General features: G+C 66.5%; 17 protein-coding genes and 1 pseudogene. 4 read left to right on the top strand and 14 right to left on the bottom strand.

The genetic code is table 11. From position 1 onward, the window contains the following. Positions 1–44: 44 nt before the first annotated feature. A complete protein-coding gene (locus tag O9280_RS16955) occupies positions 45–1,298 on the bottom strand; it encodes an efflux RND transporter periplasmic adaptor subunit (protein ID WP_298345594.1) in 1,254 nt (417 codons plus the stop codon). A 233-nt stretch (positions 1,299–1,531) separates the two neighbouring features. Between O9280_RS16955 and glmS the strand changes: the two genes are divergently transcribed. Further along, positions 1,532–3,358, top strand: coding sequence for a glutamine--fructose-6-phosphate transaminase (isomerizing) (gene glmS / locus O9280_RS16950; RefSeq protein ID WP_298345591.1), 1,827 nt, complete (start codon positions 1,532–1,534; stop codon positions 3,356–3,358). Positions 3,359–3,490: 132 nt separating this feature from the next. On the opposite strand, the gene O9280_RS16945 is transcribed toward glmS, so the two are convergent. The 8 genes and pseudogenes from O9280_RS16945 to O9280_RS16910 all read right to left on the bottom strand — a co-directional run bounded on the left by O9280_RS16945 (position 3,491) and on the right by O9280_RS16910 (position 9,919). Further along, positions 3,491–4,660, bottom strand: coding sequence for an L-dopachrome tautomerase-related protein (locus tag O9280_RS16945; RefSeq protein ID WP_298345588.1), 1,170 nt, complete (start codon positions 4,658–4,660; stop codon positions 3,491–3,493). Positions 4,661–4,689: 29 nt separating this feature from the next. Then, positions 4,690–5,094 (bottom strand): VOC family protein, encoded by a 405-nt coding sequence (locus O9280_RS16940; RefSeq protein WP_298345645.1) that lies wholly within the window; start codon positions 5,092–5,094, stop codon positions 4,690–4,692. Between the two features lie 186 nt (positions 5,095–5,280). Next, positions 5,281–5,502: pseudogene (locus O9280_RS16935) on the bottom strand (antibiotic biosynthesis monooxygenase); the annotation flags it as partial. Between the two features lie 15 nt (positions 5,503–5,517). Continuing rightward, complete coding sequence (locus tag O9280_RS16930) at positions 5,518–6,624, bottom strand: NADH:flavin oxidoreductase/NADH oxidase (protein ID WP_298345586.1); 1,107 nt, start codon at positions 6,622–6,624, stop codon at positions 5,518–5,520. Between the two features lie 9 nt (positions 6,625–6,633). Beyond that, complete coding sequence (locus O9280_RS16925) at positions 6,634–7,134, bottom strand: DNA starvation/stationary phase protection protein (RefSeq protein WP_298345583.1); 501 nt, start codon at positions 7,132–7,134, stop codon at positions 6,634–6,636. Further along, a complete protein-coding gene (locus O9280_RS16920; RefSeq protein WP_298345580.1) occupies positions 7,131–7,823 on the bottom strand; it encodes a type 1 glutamine amidotransferase domain-containing protein in 693 nt (230 codons plus the stop codon). The genes O9280_RS16925 and O9280_RS16920 overlap by 4 nt, the downstream gene beginning before the upstream one ends. Before the next feature lie 35 nt (positions 7,824–7,858). After that, positions 7,859–9,016 (bottom strand): iron-containing alcohol dehydrogenase, encoded by a 1,158-nt coding sequence (locus O9280_RS16915; RefSeq protein WP_298345577.1) that lies wholly within the window; start codon positions 9,014–9,016, stop codon positions 7,859–7,861. Positions 9,017–9,064: 48 nt separating this feature from the next. Beyond that, the gene (locus O9280_RS16910) at positions 9,065–9,919 is read right to left on the bottom strand and encodes a type 1 glutamine amidotransferase domain-containing protein (RefSeq protein ID WP_298345574.1); all 855 of its coding nucleotides are present in this window, start codon (positions 9,917–9,919) and stop codon (positions 9,065–9,067) included. A gap of 118 nt (positions 9,920–10,037) precedes the next feature. Here O9280_RS16910 and O9280_RS16905 point away from each other — a divergent pair, with 118 nt between their 5' ends. Both O9280_RS16905 and O9280_RS16900 read left to right on the top strand, forming a co-directional pair. Further along, positions 10,038–10,958, top strand: a complete 921-nt coding sequence (locus O9280_RS16905) for a LysR family transcriptional regulator (RefSeq protein WP_298345571.1) — start codon at positions 10,038–10,040, stop codon at positions 10,956–10,958. Positions 10,959–11,201: 243 nt separating this feature from the next. Continuing rightward, positions 11,202–11,816 carry a DUF2238 domain-containing protein gene (locus O9280_RS16900; protein WP_298345568.1) on the top strand — a complete coding sequence of 205 codons (615 nt, stop codon included), beginning with the start codon at positions 11,202–11,204 and terminating at the stop codon, positions 11,814–11,816. Positions 11,817–11,905: 89 nt separating this feature from the next. Here the strand turns inward: O9280_RS16900 and O9280_RS16895 are convergent, their stop codons facing one another. Next, positions 11,906–12,304 carry an HU family DNA-binding protein gene (locus O9280_RS16895; protein ID WP_298345564.1) on the bottom strand — a complete coding sequence of 133 codons (399 nt, stop codon included), beginning with the start codon at positions 12,302–12,304 and terminating at the stop codon, positions 11,906–11,908. Between the two features lie 206 nt (positions 12,305–12,510). Here O9280_RS16895 and O9280_RS16890 point away from each other — a divergent pair, with 206 nt between their 5' ends. Next, positions 12,511–13,089, top strand: coding sequence for a TIGR00730 family Rossman fold protein (locus O9280_RS16890; protein WP_298345561.1), 579 nt, complete (start codon positions 12,511–12,513; stop codon positions 13,087–13,089). 10 nt (positions 13,090–13,099) lie between these two features. Here the strand turns inward: O9280_RS16890 and O9280_RS16885 are convergent, their stop codons facing one another. The 4 genes from O9280_RS16885 to O9280_RS16870 form a co-directional block, all read right to left on the bottom strand. Further along, positions 13,100–13,294 carry a hypothetical protein gene (locus tag O9280_RS16885; RefSeq protein ID WP_298345558.1) on the bottom strand — a complete coding sequence of 65 codons (195 nt, stop codon included), beginning with the start codon at positions 13,292–13,294 and terminating at the stop codon, positions 13,100–13,102. A 243-nt stretch (positions 13,295–13,537) separates the two neighbouring features. Next, positions 13,538–13,756: a hypothetical protein gene (locus tag O9280_RS16880; RefSeq protein WP_298345555.1), complete on the bottom strand. Its 219-nt coding sequence runs from the start codon at positions 13,754–13,756 to the stop codon at positions 13,538–13,540. A gap of 73 nt (positions 13,757–13,829) precedes the next feature. After that, the gene (locus O9280_RS16875) at positions 13,830–14,228 is read right to left on the bottom strand and encodes a TfoX/Sxy family protein (RefSeq protein ID WP_298345553.1); all 399 of its coding nucleotides are present in this window, start codon (positions 14,226–14,228) and stop codon (positions 13,830–13,832) included. A gap of 5 nt (positions 14,229–14,233) precedes the next feature. Next, a complete protein-coding gene (locus O9280_RS16870; protein WP_298345550.1) occupies positions 14,234–14,719 on the bottom strand; it encodes a GAF domain-containing protein in 486 nt (161 codons plus the stop codon). Between the last annotated feature and the right edge of the window lie 26 nt (positions 14,720–14,745).

Genomic DNA, 14,745 nt, shown 5'->3' with positions numbered 1-14,745 from the left:
GGTAGAGAGGGGAAGGGGTGCCGAGGCCGCAAGGCCGCGTGGCGCTACTCGTTGACTTGCACGCGTTCAGCGTTTTCGAAAAGGTCGGTGCCGGCTATGACCACGCGCTCGCCTTCCCGCAGCCCTTCGACGATTTCGATGGCGCCGACGGCGGTGGCGCCGACGCTGATGGGCCGGCGCACGGCATCGCCGCCGTCCATCACGTAGGCGAAGCGGCCGCCTTGGGTTTCGAGGAAAGGGCCGCGTGCCAGCTTCAGCACATCGGGTTTCTCCTCGATCAGCACGCGGGCACTGACGCGCTGGCTCTGGCGAAGGCCCTCCGGCGGTGCGTCGAGGCGGACGCGCGCAAGGACTTGGCGGTTCAGGACTTCGGGCGCGATGGTCATGAGCTCGCCGCCGACGTTCTGGGCGCCGATGCGCACTTCGACGCGCATGCCGAGACCGAGGTCGTCGGCGTAGGTCTCCGGCACTTCGAGTTCCACTTCGAGTTGCGAGAGATCGACCACGGTCATCAGCGGCGCATTCGCGGGGACGACCGCGCGATCGGCGACGGCGATGCTGCCGACGATGCCGTTGACCGGGGAGCGCAGATCGAGGTCACTGACGCGGCGCTCGAGGTCGGCGACCACGGCGCGCTGGCGGGCCAAGGCCTCCTCGCGGCTCTTCAATTCCAACGCGGCGTTCTGCCCTTCGAGACCGGCATCGGCCTCGCTGTGGCGAGCGCGCACCTGCGCCGCTTCCACCGCATCGGCATAGCGCAGGCAGTCGGCGCGGGGGATGGCCTGCAGCTCGCAGGCTCGGGCCGTGCGCTCGGCGTCGCGCTGGGCCGTCTGCAGGGCGAGGCGTCCCTCGTCGGCGGTGCGCGCGGCGAGCAGTCGCGCTTTCTGCGCGAGGATGCGCTGGCGTGCCACGTCGGCCTCGAAGCCGCGCAGCGTCGCGAGCTCGCGGTCGCGCTCGGCGCGAAGCTCCGGCGAGTCGAGCGTGGCCAGCACATCGCCCTTCCTCACGGTGGCGCCGGCGCGCGTCCTCAGGTTCACCGTCGACGCCGCCGGCGCGTACAGCGTCGGGCTCACCGACGCCACCACCCGGCCGTTGACCTGCGCGTCGCGCACCAGCAAGCCGCGCTCGACCGTGGCGATACGCAGGCGGTCGGCGCTCACCGAGCGGCCGGCGCCGGCCCAGGCCCAAACCGCCACCAGCACCGCCACGAGTCCGACGGTGGCGCCGATGGCGGGCCACGGCAGGCGGCGCTTCGGCGCGGCGACGGTACGGTCTTGGGCGGACGTGTCGGGGATCATCGGCGCGGACGTCGTGAGGGAATGGCTCTTCCTTAGCACGCCGCGTGCCAAGCACAATTATTCGATAAATCAGTGCTTTGCGGTGCTCATGGGGTGTCCGCGGCCGTCCGGCCGGTGTCCGCGGAAGGTTGGGGGCGCCTGCGCGTGGACAGAATTCCACCGTCGTCGCGCCATGCCGCTGCCTTCACGGCCGCTACACTGTGCGCCTTCGGATTTCTGTGGAGCGCTACTCAATGTGCGGAATCGTTGGAGCGATCGCCGGTCGTGATGTCGTGCCGGTGCTGGTCGATGGATTGAAGCGTCTCGAGTACCGCGGCTACGACTCGGCCGGCGTGGCCGTGCTGGACGGCGAACTGAAGCGCGTGCGCCGCACCGGCCGCGTGGCCGAGATGGAAGCCGCCGCCGCCGCCGAAGGGCTGGCCGCGCACATCGGCATCGGCCACACGCGTTGGGCCACGCACGGTGGCGTGACCGAAGCCAATGCCCACCCGCACATCAGCGACGGCGAACTCGCGCTGGTGCACAACGGCATCATCGAGAACCACGAGGAGCAGCGCGAGCGCCTGAAGGCGCTGGGCTACGTGTTCACCTCGCAGACCGACACAGAAGTGGTCGCGCATCTCATCCGCCACCACCTGCGCGCCAGCGGCGACCTGCTCGCGGCCACGCAGGCCGCGGTGAAGGAGCTGCGCGGCGCCTACGCGCTGGCGATCATCGCCAAGTCCGATCCCTCGCGCCTGGTCGCCGCGCGCATGGGCTGCCCGCTGCTGATCGGCGTGGGCCAGGGCGAGGCCTTCGTCGCTTCGGATGTGTCCGCCGTCGTCGCACAGACGCGCCGCGTGATCTACCTCGACGAAGGCGACGTGGCGGAAGTGAAGCGCGACGGCGTGCGCGTGTTCAACTCCGAAGGCTCCGCTGTGCAGCGCAAGGAGCAGGTGTCCGGCGTCTCGTTGGCCTCACTGGAGCTGGGCCCGTACCGCCACTTCATGCAGAAGGAGATCCACGAGCAGCCGCGCGCCATCGCCGACACGCTCGAGCCGATCCTCGAAACCGGTTTCGTCCCGGCGCTGTTCGGGCCGCGTGGCGCCGTGCTTATGGACGGCGTCACCGGCGTGCAGATCCTCGCGTGCGGCACCAGCTACTACTCGGGCCTCGTGGCGCGCTACTGGATCGAAGCGATCGCCGGCGTGCCTTGCGCCGTCGACATCGCCAGCGAGTACCGCTACCGCCCGATCGTGCCGAATCCGGGCAACCTCGTCGTCACCATTTCGCAGTCGGGCGAGACGCTCGACACCTTCGAGGCCCTGAAGTACGCCATCGGCGAAGGCCACCACCGCACGCTCTCGATCTGCAACGTGGCCGAGAGCGCGCTGCCGCGCATGTCGGCGATGCAGTTCCTCACCCGCGCCGGCGCCGAGATCGGCGTGGCCTCGACGAAGGCCTTCACCACCCAGCTGGTGGCGCTGTTCGCGCTCGCGCTGGTGATCGCCAAGGCCCGCGGCCGCCTCGATGCCTCGGCGGAAGCGGGGTACGTCGACGCCCTGCGCCACCTGCCGGGCAGCGTGCAGCATGCGCTCAACCTCGAGCCGCAGATCGCGGCGTGGGCGGAAGCGTTCGCCACCAAGGACCACGCGCTGTTCCTCGGTCGTGGCCTGCACTTCCCGATCGCGCTGGAAGGCGCGCTCAAGCTCAAGGAAATCACCTACATCCACGCCGAGGCTTACGCGGCCGGTGAGCTGAAGCACGGCCCGCTGGCGCTGGTCGACGCCGAGATGCCGGTGGTGGTGATTGCGCCGAACGACGCGTTGCTCGAGAAGGTGAAGTCGAACATCCATGAAGTGCGCGCCCGCGGCGGCGAGATGTTCGTCTTCGCCGACGCCGACAGCCAATTCGGCGAGGAGGACGGCGTCCATGTGATCCGCACGCCGCGCCACGTCGGGCCGCTTTCGCCGGTCGTGCACGCGATCCCGGTGCAGATGCTGGCTTACCACACCGCGCTGGCGCGCGGCACCGATGTGGACAAGCCGCGCAACCTCGCGAAGTCAGTGACGGTGGAGTAGTGTCCGGGAGGTCCGAAGCCGAAAGGTCGTTGATGAACGAAGGCGGTTGAAGGCAAGAACCCTGCTCGAGGAGGCGCCGCCCCGGCGACGGGCGAGCGCCTTGCCTAGCCCCGCTTGCGCCGATCGGTCCCACTAACGGGTAGGTGCCGGCAAGGCATCCACGCGAGTACGGAAGAGAACGTAGGGCTTGTGCCGTTTGTCTTCGCCTCCGTTGAATCCTGCTTGGCGATGCAGTTGATTCGCAGTGAAGTACAGGAAACCATCCGGTCCGACCGAAAGAGTGTCCGGCCAGAGGATGCGTGGATCCGCGGCAAGCGTCGACCATTGTCCTGCGGGGGTTCGGCGGTGGATCGCATTGTGTTCGTAGTCGCCGGCATAGACGTTGCCGAGTGCATCTGATTCGAGCCCGTCGGATGCCCCTTTGTCGCCAAGGTCCTCGACGGCTTTGGCGAGCGTGGCGTCATCGATCGAGGCATTGCGCAGGAGCTCTGTCGGAACGCTGTAGAGGCGCCGGCTGGACAACGGCGAGAAGTAGAGCGTTTTTCCGTCCGGTGAGAGCGCAATCCCATCGGACGCGATTGTGAACGGTGTCGCTGTGCCGTCGGGGGCGCGGTTCATGAGTCGCTGGCCCTCGACGATGGGCGTGAACGACCGATCCGCCGACGTGGAGTGATGGCCGACGAGCCGCTTGATCGCCTGCCCGCTGTCCAGGTCGAGCACGATGATGCCGCCCGTCCCGGTTGGCGAGGAATCGGTCACGTAGGCAACGCCCTGCTTGCCGACTCTGAAGTCGAACCGCATGTCATTGACGTATGTTGTCTCGTCGATGACGTTCTCGGGGAAAATGTACGTGCGTTCGATTCGGTTGCTTGCGAGGTCGATGGCGACCAGCTTGGCACCGCGTCGCACCGGCGCAGAGAAGTTTGGTGCTGCGGTGTCGAGGATCCACAGGCGGCCGCGTCCATCGGCCACGACGCTCTGGACGCTGAGGAAGGTCTTTTCGGGTTGGGTTGTGTCGCCATGATTGATCGATGCGTTCGGATAGGCGACCGCGCGTCCGTCGCGAAGTTCTGCCACGGTGAACGGCACGTCGTCGCCCCAGCGCGGGAAGTTGACGAATATCCGGCCGCCCTCGGACACGGTGACGCCCGTCGGCATGGCGTCATGGAAGGTGGCGACAGCCTCGATGTTTCCGATCGTTCGGGCGCTGGGAAGCTCGCCGTCGTCCTGTGCCAGCGCGACGGTGGGCGCGAACATGAGTGCGATGAGGCTTGGAAGAATGAGTTGCTGCTTTAGATGCATGTCGAGGACTCTTGGAGGATTAAAGGATTTCAAAAAGCGGCCTCTGTCCGTTCGTGAAGCTCCAGAGGCAGTCCGTCGGGATCGGCGAAGAACGTAAATCGCGTTCCCGTTCCTTCGTCGATTCGGAGCACTTCGACGTCGACACCATGCCGAGCAAGCCAAGCAATGGCTGCGTCGATGTCGGCGACGGCGAATGCGAGATGGCGAAGGCCACAGGCCTCCGGGTATGACGGCCGCGGGGGCGTCTCGGGGAACGAGAACAACTCCAGCCTGCCGCCGCCGGGCACTAGGAGATCGAGCTTTCTGGATTGGCGGCTCGGTCGGTCGAGTTCCGACACGACCGGAAACCCGAGGATGTCGGCGTAGAACGCCCGCGACGCCTCCAAGTTGCTGCAGATGATCGCTACGTGGTCGATCCGCAACAGCGGGAGCATCGAAAGGCCGGATCGCGGATTGGCACCGTTTTTCACGGCACGCGCCGGCGGGATCGCAGCGCCCGCTTCGGCGGCAATTGGAGCGAAGCCTGCGCTTGCGAGAGGCGCCCCTTCCTCAATTCCTTCCTCTCGGAGGATCCGGACTGTTGGCGGCGCGATCAACCATTTGCGGGTTCGCTCGCGGTAGGCCGTGTAGTGCACCGTCTTTCGATGCTCGGCCAGGGCATCGTCGTCGCGATAGGCCTCGATGAGGTGGAACACTCCTGCTTGGCCCTCCTCGAGGAACAGTTCATAGCGTTCGTTGCCTGTTTCGCCTCGGCTGGCCGCTGCGAGTGCTCGGAGCGCGTCGTGAAGCTCGTGTTCGAATCCGGGCAAAGCGCGCAACGTGGCAAAGACATGGATGGTCATGACGGAGGCAACCGATCAATCGGCAAGGCGGGGTTGGTAACGTTCGAGCCAATGCGCGTAAGGCGCAGGAAGGACACGTGCCGCATGGTCGATGCCCAACGCTCGCGCCGCGGCATAGGGCCAATGCGGATTGGCGAGGTGCGCACGCCCTACAAGGGCGACGTCGAGTTGCCCCTTGGCGATGGCGGCCTCCGCCACCGCGGGGTTCTCGAAGCCCCAAGCCGAGGACACCGGGATGCCTGTTTCTCTGCGTACACGAGCCGCGACCGGGCCGAGGAAGCCTGGGCCCCAGGGCACCTGAACGTCTGGTGCGGAGAAGCCGACGCTGACGCTCAGAAGGTCCAGGCCTTCCGCCTTGAACCGGCGAGTCAGCGATATCGAGTCGGCCAGCGTGCGCTCGTCGTCGCCGTCGTACTCGATGACCCCAAAGCGGGCCGTCAGCGGAAGTCGCTCGGGCCAAATGCGGCGCACTGCGCGCAGCGTGTCGACGAGGAAGCGGCCGCGGTTCTCAAGGCTGCCCCCGTAGGCATCGGTACGCGCATTTGAATGCGTGGAGAAGAAGCTCTGGCCCAAGTAGCCGTGAGCGAAGTGCAGTTCAAGCCACTCGAATCCGGCATCCCGCGCCCGGCTGGCCGCGGCGATGAAATCCTGCTGTACGCGCTGGATGTCATCGAGGCTCATGGGACGCGGCACCCGGCCCAGTTGGCCGCCGAAGGCGAGGGCTGAGGGCGAGATCGGTTGCCAGCCGGTGGCATCGCCCTCGGGGATGTGGTCGTCGCCTTCCCAAGGGCGGTGGGCGGAAGCCTTCCTGCCGGCGTGTCCAATCTGGATACCGGGAGCCGCGCCGGCGTTCCGGATCGACTGTGCGATCTGTGCCAGCGGTTCGGCCTGGGCGTCGTTCCACAAGCCAAGGCAGGCTGGTGTGATCCGGCCCTCGGGCGACACCGCGGTCGCCTCGACGGTGATCAGTCCGGCTCCGCCGCGCGCCAGCGCGGTGTAGTGCGCGTGGTGCCAGTCGTTGGCCAGACCGTCTTGGGCCATGTACTGACACATCGGAGGCACACCGATGCGGTTGCGCAGGACCGCGTCTTTCAAGCGCAGGGGTTCGAAGAGGGATGCCATGTCAATTGGTCAGGTTTCCAGAAGGCTGCGCAACATCCAGGCGTTCTTCTCGTGGTTGTCCATGCGCTGAGTCAGAAGGTCTGCGCTCGGTTGGTCGCCCGCTTGTTCGACCACGGAGAAAAGGCCGCGCGCGGTGCGGGCCGCCGTCTCATGGCCTTGCATGAGGATGCGAACCATCTCGAGTGCTGTGGGGGGTTGGCTCGGCACATCGGGTACCGACGTCAGTGTCTGGAACTGCGCGTAGCTGCCGGGCGCCTTGGCCCCAAGCGCGCGAATCCGCTCTGCGATGGGGTCGACGGCGCTCCACAGCTCCGAGTACTGGGTCTGGAACATCCCATGCAAGCTGATGAACATGGGTCCCGTTACGTTCCAGTGGAAGTTGTGGGTGGTCAGGTACAGCGTGTACGTGTCCGCGAGAAGGTGTGACAAGCCCACTGCGATGGCGACGCGGTCGTGCTCGCTGATGCCGATCTGCACGCTGTGGATTGGGGTGGCGCCCTTCATGCTCATGCGGTCTTTAGCGCGTTGAGCAGCTGTTGTGCCACCAGGTGCGACGACTGCGGGTTCTGCCCGGTGATCAACTGGCCGTCGCGGATGGCGAAGGCTTGCCAGTTGGCCGAACCCTCGAAGTGGCCACCGAGTTCGCGCAGGCGCGTTTCCAGCATGAAAGGAACCACCTTTTCGAGGCCCACGGCTACTTCTTCGGCGTCGGTGAAGGAGTTGACTCGCAGGTCCTTCACGATGGGCTGCCCATCGGGTCGCTTGGCCGTGACAAGGCCTGCCGCGCCGTGGCAGACCGAGGCGATCAGCTTGTGGGCTGCGAAGGCGCGCTCGACGGCACGTGTCACGCCGGCGTCTACGGGCAGGTCCCACATGGTGCCGTGGCCGCCCGGGAAGAACACGGCATCAAAGCTGGCGCCGTCGAACTCCGAGGCCCTGGAGGTGGCGGCAATCCGGGCTTGCAGGGCTTCATCAGCGAGGAAGCGCTCGACGACCGGGTCGTTCTGCCCGACGGGCTTCAGGCTGCCCGGATCAATGGGTGCGGGACCGCCAGCCGGCGAGGCCAGCGTGACCTCGACGCCGGCATCGGCCAGCGCGTAGTAGGGCACCGCCAACTCTTCGGCCCACAAGCCCGTCGGCTTGCCGGTGTCGCCCATGCGGGCATTGGAGGTGACGATCATCAGGATGCGGGAAGTCATGGAATTTCCTTTGGAAAGGTGTGATGCGACCGGCGTCAGAGCGCGGCCTGCAGGATCTGGCGGCTCAGCGCCAGCGTGACGTCGCGCCGCTCGCCCAGGGTGGTCAGGCCATGGGCCTCGAGTTGCTTGACGATGGGTTCCACCGCTTCGGCTCCCAGCGCGTAGGCCGATAGCCGGGTGGGGATGCCCAGGCACTCGAAGAAGTCCTCAGTGCGCTGGATGGCCGCATCGATGCGGGCCTCTTCGGTGCCCTCGCGCAGATGCCACACGCGTTCGGCGTACTGCAGCAACTTCTCGCGCTTGGCACTGCGGCGCACTTTGAGATTGGCGGGCAGCACTACGGCCAGGGTTCGGGCGTGGTCAATGTCGTGCAGCGCCGTGAGTTCATGACCGATCATGTGGGTCGACCAGTCCTGCGGCACGCCCGCACCGATGAGGCCATTGAGGGCCAGCGTGGCGGTCCACATCAGGCTGGCCCGCGCTGCGGCGTCATTCTCGGCGGCCAGCACTTGGGGTCCGACGTCCACCAGCGTTTGCAGGAGGGCTTCAGCCAATCGGTCCTGCACATGTGCCTGGACCGGGTAGGTCAGGTATTGCTCAATGACATGGGTGAAGGCGTCCGCCACCCCGTTGGCGAGTTGGCGGGCCGGCAACGTATCCATCTTGGACGGGTCAAGGATGCTGAAGCGAGGGAAGACATGGGCGCTGTGGAACACGCGCTTAGCCTGGGTGGCGCGTCGGGTGATCACGGAGCCGGCATTCATTTCCGAACCGGTAGCCGGCAGCGTCAGCACGCAGCCAAAGGGCAGTGCCTGCCTCACCTCGGCGCCGCCCGTTTCCAAGATGTGCCAAGGGTCTTGCGTATAGGGCACGGCGGCGGCCACGAACTTGGTTCCGTCGATGACCGAGCCGCCGCCCACGGCCAGCAGGAAGTCGAGGTCTTCCGAGCGCACCTGCTCGACCGCTCGCATCAAGGTTTCGTAGCTGGGATTGGGCTCGATGCCGCCGAACTCTTGGAACTGGTAACCGTGAAGCGCCTCGCGCACCTCGGCCAAGGTCCCGTTGCGTTCGGCGCTGCTGCCCCCGTAAAGCACCAGTACGCGCGCGTTGATCGGCACGCGCTGACTCAGTTGCGCGATCGCCCCGGTGCCGAAGTGGATGGCGGTGGGGTTGTGGAAGCTGAAGTTCTGCATGGTGAAAAGCTCGACGTGTGGGCGGCGTTGTTGGCGGAATGCGGGGTTTCAGCGCTCAGCCAACGCCGCGATCAGCGCTTGGGCCAGTGCGTGGTCGGAGAAGGGGTTCTGTCCAGTGATGAGTTCGCGGTCCACGACAACGTGGGGCTCCCAAGCCTTTGCGAACCGCAGGTCGCCACCGGCGGTTGCCATGGCGCGTGCCGGGTAATAGCGCAGTCTGTCGCCGTTGAGCGATGCCTCGAAGGCCGCCTCTTCCGCATCCGCGAAGATGGTCATGCGATAGCCGCTGTAGATCCAATTCTGGGCGCGGCCCGCGTCGGCATTGCCCAAGCTGCGCTCGTAGCCCTGCGGATCGTCCTGGGCGGCCAACAGAGTGATAGGGCCATGGCAGATCGCGGCGGTGGGCTTGCCATTCGCATTGAAGTGGCGAAGCACGTGGCCGACCAGCGGATTGTTGGCCAGATCGATCATGGGCGCGTGGCCGCCGGGGATGAACACGGCCGCATAACGATCGAGCCCTGACTCAAGTACCTCGGGTAGCGATTTGATCTGGTCGGCCTGGGTGAGTTGTTCCACCACGCCAGCGATTCGCTCCATCTCCCGCGCGTCGCCCCGGAAGTACTGGGGATCGACCGAGCGCTGGTCGGCCTGCGGCCGGTTCCCGCGCGGCGTGACGACCGTCAGCCGGTAGCCGGCGCGCTGCAGTGCATCGGCAGGCACGCCGAACTCGTTGAGGTAGTAGCCGGAGGGAAAGGTCTTTCCATCACGCAACGGCAAGGCCGTCTCGCTGGACAGCACCACGAGGACTTCGCCTTTGGGCGCCGGCGCTGCCCAGGACAGTGTGGATAGGCCCAATGCGGCGGCGGAAAGGAGGGCCTTTTTGAAGAGGTTTTTCATGGTCATTCAGAGGGAAAGCAGACTCGGGTGAAGGGGCGTTTTGCCCTTGGGCGGCGACTTCATTGAGTCCATTTGTGCCGATAAACTGGATCATAGGAACTTCTTTACTTACATCGGTGAATAAATGGCCCGGCAGTTCGACCCCGTACAACTCGGCAGCATCGAGCTGTTCTGCAAGGCGGCCGAGATGGGCAGCTTCACCGCGGCCGCCGAGATGCTGGGCGTCACGCCGGCCTCGGTGAGCCGCTCGATCAGCCGACTGGAAGCGCGGCTCGGGGTAAGGCTTTTCACTCGCACCACCCGCAGCGTGCGCTTGACCAGCGACGGCGAGCTTTACCGCGCGGAGTGTCAGCAAGCGTTGGAGCAGATTGCGGAGGCGGAGCGCGCCATCACTGGCCAGCAAAGCGAGCCGAAGGGGCTGGTTCGCGTCAGCGTGGGCACGCTCTACGGCCACCACCGAATTGTGCCCTTGTTGCCCGGTTTCATGGCGGCTTATCCGGGCGTGGAAGTCGAGCTCAACGTCTCCAACAGGAACATCGACTTCGTGGAGGACGGCTACGACCTGGCGATACGCCTGGGCGAGCCGCGGGATTCACGCCTCGTGGCGCGCAAGCTGGAAGAGGCGAGCGTCGGCGTATTCGGCGCGCCCGACTACCTGCGACGCAAGGGCAAGCCGCGCACGCTGGAGGACCTCGCAACGCACGATCTCATTCAGTTCGTACTGCCCAGCACGGGCAGACCCATGCCTTGGATCTTCCGCAATGCGGCGGGCGAAGACATCGACCTCACCTTCAAGAGCCGACAGCGCGTGCATGAGGATGTGCTGGCCGGCGTCGGGTGGGCCATCGCGGGAGGGGGGCTATTTCAGATCTACCACTTCGTGGCGAGGGAAGCGGTGCGCAACGGACAGCTGGTGGAAGTGCTGCAAGGTGCCGGTGGCCGCTCGCGCTCCTTCCACGTGCTGTATCCGCAGAACCGCCACCTCTCTGCGCGGGTCAGGGTGCTCGCAGACTATCTCGCCGATGCCATCCGAAGGGGGCGATAGCGCCCGGCATTGTTGAACTCGCTCCCAAAACGATAAAGCGCTTGATTCTGGACAGGCCTGCTTCTCGGCATTCAAATGGCCAGCGGGCGGGGATGCTTCTAGCCCGGCGTCAGAAAACCAAGAACATCGTTCTATAGCTCCTTGCCACCCGGCTTCTGACGAGCCTGGTCATCCACCTCACGATCGGCGGATCTTCTCTTGGCCAATCATCCTTCCCCTGCATCGACGCGCACCGTTCCGGCGGTGCTCCTCGCCGTTTACGGGCTCATCTGGGGTGCCCTGGCCGTCGCCCCGAAGCACCGTGCGGACTGGTGGCTGGAGAACGTGCTGGTCTTCGTCGCGATCCCGCTGCTGGTGTGGGCGTCCTCGCGCCTGCGCCTGCGGGACAGCAGCTACATCGCGCTGTTCGTCTTCTTCGTGTTCCATGCCATTGGATCGCACCACACCTATTCGGAGGTGCCGATCGATGACTGGTGCGAGGCGTGGCTCGGGTTCTCGCCCGGGGCAGCGTTCGGCGTCGAACGGAATCACTACGACCGGCTCGTGCACTTCCTCTACGGCCTGCTCGCCACTCCGGCGGTCTTCGACATCGTCGATGCGCGGGCGCCCACCACGCGCCTCTGGCGATGGCTGCTGGCCGTGGGCTTCGTCACCTCGCATTCCCTGCTCTACGAACTGATCGAGTGGGGCGCGGCCCTGGTGTTCGGTGGCGACCTGCGCATGGCCTTCCTCGGCACCCAGGGTGACGTCTGGGACGCGCAGAAGGACATGGCGCTGGCCTTGCTCGGCAGCGTGATCGCCGCAACCGCGTTGTCCTTCCAGCGGGCCGGGTGGGAAGCCCCTCCTCGAACCTGCTGAAACGAGAACGGCCGGCCCCGCGAGGGACCGGCCGTTCGGCTTTCTGGCGACTGCGCCGCGATCGGCGCCGAGCCGCGGCGCGCGCGGGATTACTCCGCAGCGGCCTTCAGCTTGCGCAGCGGACGCACCTTGACCTTGGTCGAGGCCGGCTTGGCGGCGAACCACTGCTCTTCCTTGGTGAACGGGTTGATGCCCTTGCGCTTCGGCTTGGCCGGCACGCTCACCGAGGTGATCTTCAGCAGGCCCGGCAGCACGAACTGGCCGGCGCCCTTCTTGTTGAGCGAACCGACGATGGCGCCTTCGAGCGCGGCGAGCACGCCACGGACGTCCTTGGCGGCGACGCCAGCGGCTTCGGCGATGTGCGCGACGAGGCCGGTCTTGTTCAGCGTGTCCTTGATGGCCTTCGGCGCTGCCGGGGCGGCCTTGGCGGCCTTCTTCGGGGCGGCCTTCTTGGCCGGAGCTTTCTTGACTGCTTTCTTCGTTGCCATGTGATGGGTTCTCGTGAGGTTCCGTGGATCGGCAATGGGACCGGCCCGGCGACCCGCAGGTCGGCTCGGACTTGCCAATCCTCGCCTGAAACGCCGCAAAAAGTGAGCCCCCGCGCGAAAAAAACCGCACTTTTTTTTGCGCCGGCCGCCGAATGCCCCCGTCTGCAGCCGTTGACGCGCGCGAATCGGCCTGTTGCCATACCGCCATGCGCATCTGTGTCTACGCCGCCTCGAGCGGCAAAGTCGATCCCGTCTACCTCGCCGCGGCCCGCGAACTCGGCGCCACGCTGGCCCGGGCCGGCTGCACCACGGTGTACGGCGGCGGCGGCCAGGGCCTGATGGGCGCACTCGCCGATGGCGCCATCGCCGAGGGTGGCGAGGTCATCGGCATCATCCCGAAGTTCATGGTCGACCTGGAATGGGGCCACCCGGGCGTCACGACGCTGGAGCTCGTCGAGGACATGCGCGAGCGCAAGCATCGGCTGCTGACCGGCAGCGATGCGGTGATCGCCCTTCCCGGGGGCTGCGGCACGCTCGAGGAGTTGTTCGAGGCCATCACCCTGAAGCGCCTCGGCCTCTACTTCAATCCGATCGTGCTGCTCAGCGTCAACGGCTTCTACGAAGGGTTGCAGGCCTTCATGCGGAAGGTCATCGACGAGCGCTTCATGAACCCCGAGCATGCCGCCATGTGGTCGATGGTGGAGCGCGTCGACGAGGTGCTGCCGCGCATCCGCGAGACGCCGCGTTGGAGCGAGAACGCGCGCGATTACGCCGTCGTGCGCTGAGCACCGCGGCTCAGCGCATCATCCCGCGCACCTCGGCCAACACGACGTCCGCATCCTTGATCGTCACGAAGCCGAGGCGCGGGTACTCCAGCTCGACGATGCTGTAGATCGTCCCGCTGATGACGAGGACGAAGACCACGGTATGCAACGGACTGCGCCGGCCGCTCAGGCCGCGGCCGTGGCCCGCGAGGAAGGTCGCGAGCATCGCTACGAGGGCCGGTTGGCCCTTCTGCTCGAGTGCCGCGTTGACGGCCGCTCAGATGCGCGCCTGCTGCGCTTCGGTGGCTGCCAGCGAACCCGCGAGTGCCGGCGCGTCTCGAAGCGGTCACCGGCGCTGGAGAAGCTGAAAGCGATCAGCAGTCCGAGGGTCCAGGGCATGGCGAGGAGTCCGTGATGGCTGGGGCTGTCATCGTCGCCAATCCGAGCGCGACGGCAAGCCCCGTGCCGATCACTCCTGGTCGAGGTTGAGTCGCACCCCGCGGATGGCGTTGCTGACGACGGTGACGTTGAAGCGATCGCGGCCGAGGCGACGCTTCACCAGCACATCCTCGCCGTCGTCGCGCTCGATCTTGTAGTCGGCACCGATGGCCTCGCGCAGCACGTCGACGACGCGCTTCGCGACCCTGTTCTCGCGCGTGCCGGAGGCCACCTCGATCGGCACGGTCACGGGTTCACCATGGCTCGGCGTGATCGCGAGCACCAACGTGCCGTCCCGATCCGGGGCAGCCGGACGGCGGATCTCAGTCGCCGCTGTCGCCACCGCCGTCGTCCGCTGGGCTCTCGTCCGCGTCGGCATTCGGTTCACCGTCGCCGTCGCCTCCGGCCACGACGCTCGCCGGTGCATTGCCGCCACTGAACCAGCGCGGCTGTGTCTTCGGCAGCGCCGCGCTCGCGGCATCGGCGGCGAGGATCAGTTCGCTGCGGCGTTCGTCGGGCACCTGCTGCCAATGGCAGTCGAGCAGCGCGCCTTCGAGCGAGTAAAGCAGGTTGAGCGAGGGCTTGAAGCCCGCGCGCTTGAGCTTGACGAAGGCCTCGAGGCTGCCCACGGCGCGCAGGTCGTCGATCGTGCGAACGCCGACCTGCCGCAATTGCGCGGCCGACTTCGGGCCGATATTGCGCAGCTTGGGCGGCGTGGCCATCGCGATCAGGCCAGGGTGTCGAGGAAGGCGGCGGCGAGCGCTTCCAGCCCGCGCTGGTCGTCGGCGTCGAAGCGGTCGAGCACCGGGCTGTCGATGTCGAACACGCCCACCAGCGTGTCGCCCTTGAACAAGGGCACCACCACTTCCGAGCGCGAGGCCGAATCGCAGGCGATGTGGCCCGGGAAGGCTTCCACATCGGGGACGAGCTGCGTCTGGCGCGTGGCCGCGGCCGTGCCGCAGACCCCCTTGCCGATGGCGATGCGCACGCAGGCCGGCAAGCCCTGGAAGGGCCCGACCACGAGCTCCTTGCCGTCGAAGAAGTAGAAGCCCACCCAGTTGAGGTCGGGCAGGGCGTGGAAGACGAGCGAGGACAGGTTCGCCGCGTTGGCGGTGCGGTTGGGCTCGCCGTGCATCAGGCCGCGGGCCTGGTCGACGAGTTGGGCGTACTGCTCGGCTTTGCTGCCCTCGAGGGCGACGGAGGTGAAGGACATGCGCTCTGGAATCCGGTTCAGCGGGC

Origin of the sequence: Silanimonas sp., from assembly GCF_027531545.1 — a bacterium.
Taxonomy (GTDB): domain Bacteria; phylum Pseudomonadota; class Gammaproteobacteria; order Xanthomonadales; family Xanthomonadaceae; genus Silanimonas.
The sequence above is the reverse complement of the archived record's forward strand: the minus strand, read 5'-3'. Positions and strand labels throughout refer to the sequence as shown.

Coding starts and splice junctions, on each gene's coding strand:
- O9280_RS16955 (WP_298345594.1), bottom strand. CDS start 1,298: ATGATCCCCGACACGTCCGCCCAAGACCGTACCGTCGCCGCGCCGAAG.
- glmS (WP_298345591.1), top strand. CDS start 1,532: ATGTGCGGAATCGTTGGAGCGATCGCCGGTCGTGATGTCGTGCCGGTG.
- O9280_RS16945 (WP_298345588.1), bottom strand. CDS start 4,660: ATGCATCTAAAGCAGCAACTCATTCTTCCAAGCCTCATCGCACTCATG.
- O9280_RS16940 (WP_298345645.1), bottom strand. CDS start 5,094: ATGCTCCCGCTGTTGCGGATCGACCACGTAGCGATCATCTGCAGCAAC.
- O9280_RS16930 (WP_298345586.1), bottom strand. CDS start 6,624: ATGGCATCCCTCTTCGAACCCCTGCGCTTGAAAGACGCGGTCCTGCGC.
- O9280_RS16925 (WP_298345583.1), bottom strand. CDS start 7,134: ATGAGCATGAAGGGCGCCACCCCAATCCACAGCGTGCAGATCGGCATC.
- O9280_RS16920 (WP_298345580.1), bottom strand. CDS start 7,823: ATGACTTCCCGCATCCTGATGATCGTCACCTCCAATGCCCGCATGGGC.
- O9280_RS16915 (WP_298345577.1), bottom strand. CDS start 9,016: ATGCAGAACTTCAGCTTCCACAACCCCACCGCCATCCACTTCGGCACC.
- O9280_RS16910 (WP_298345574.1), bottom strand. CDS start 9,919: ATGACCATGAAAAACCTCTTCAAAAAGGCCCTCCTTTCCGCCGCCGCA.
- O9280_RS16905 (WP_298345571.1), top strand. CDS start 10,038: ATGGCCCGGCAGTTCGACCCCGTACAACTCGGCAGCATCGAGCTGTTC.
- O9280_RS16895 (WP_298345564.1), bottom strand. CDS start 12,304: ATGGCAACGAAGAAAGCAGTCAAGAAAGCTCCGGCCAAGAAGGCCGCC.
- O9280_RS16890 (WP_298345561.1), top strand. CDS start 12,511: ATGCGCATCTGTGTCTACGCCGCCTCGAGCGGCAAAGTCGATCCCGTC.
- O9280_RS16885 (WP_298345558.1), bottom strand. CDS start 13,294: ATGCTCGCGACCTTCCTCGCGGGCCACGGCCGCGGCCTGAGCGGCCGG.
- O9280_RS16875 (WP_298345553.1), bottom strand. CDS start 14,228: ATGGCCACGCCGCCCAAGCTGCGCAATATCGGCCCGAAGTCGGCCGCG.
- O9280_RS16870 (WP_298345550.1), bottom strand. CDS start 14,719: ATGTCCTTCACCTCCGTCGCCCTCGAGGGCAGCAAAGCCGAGCAGTAC.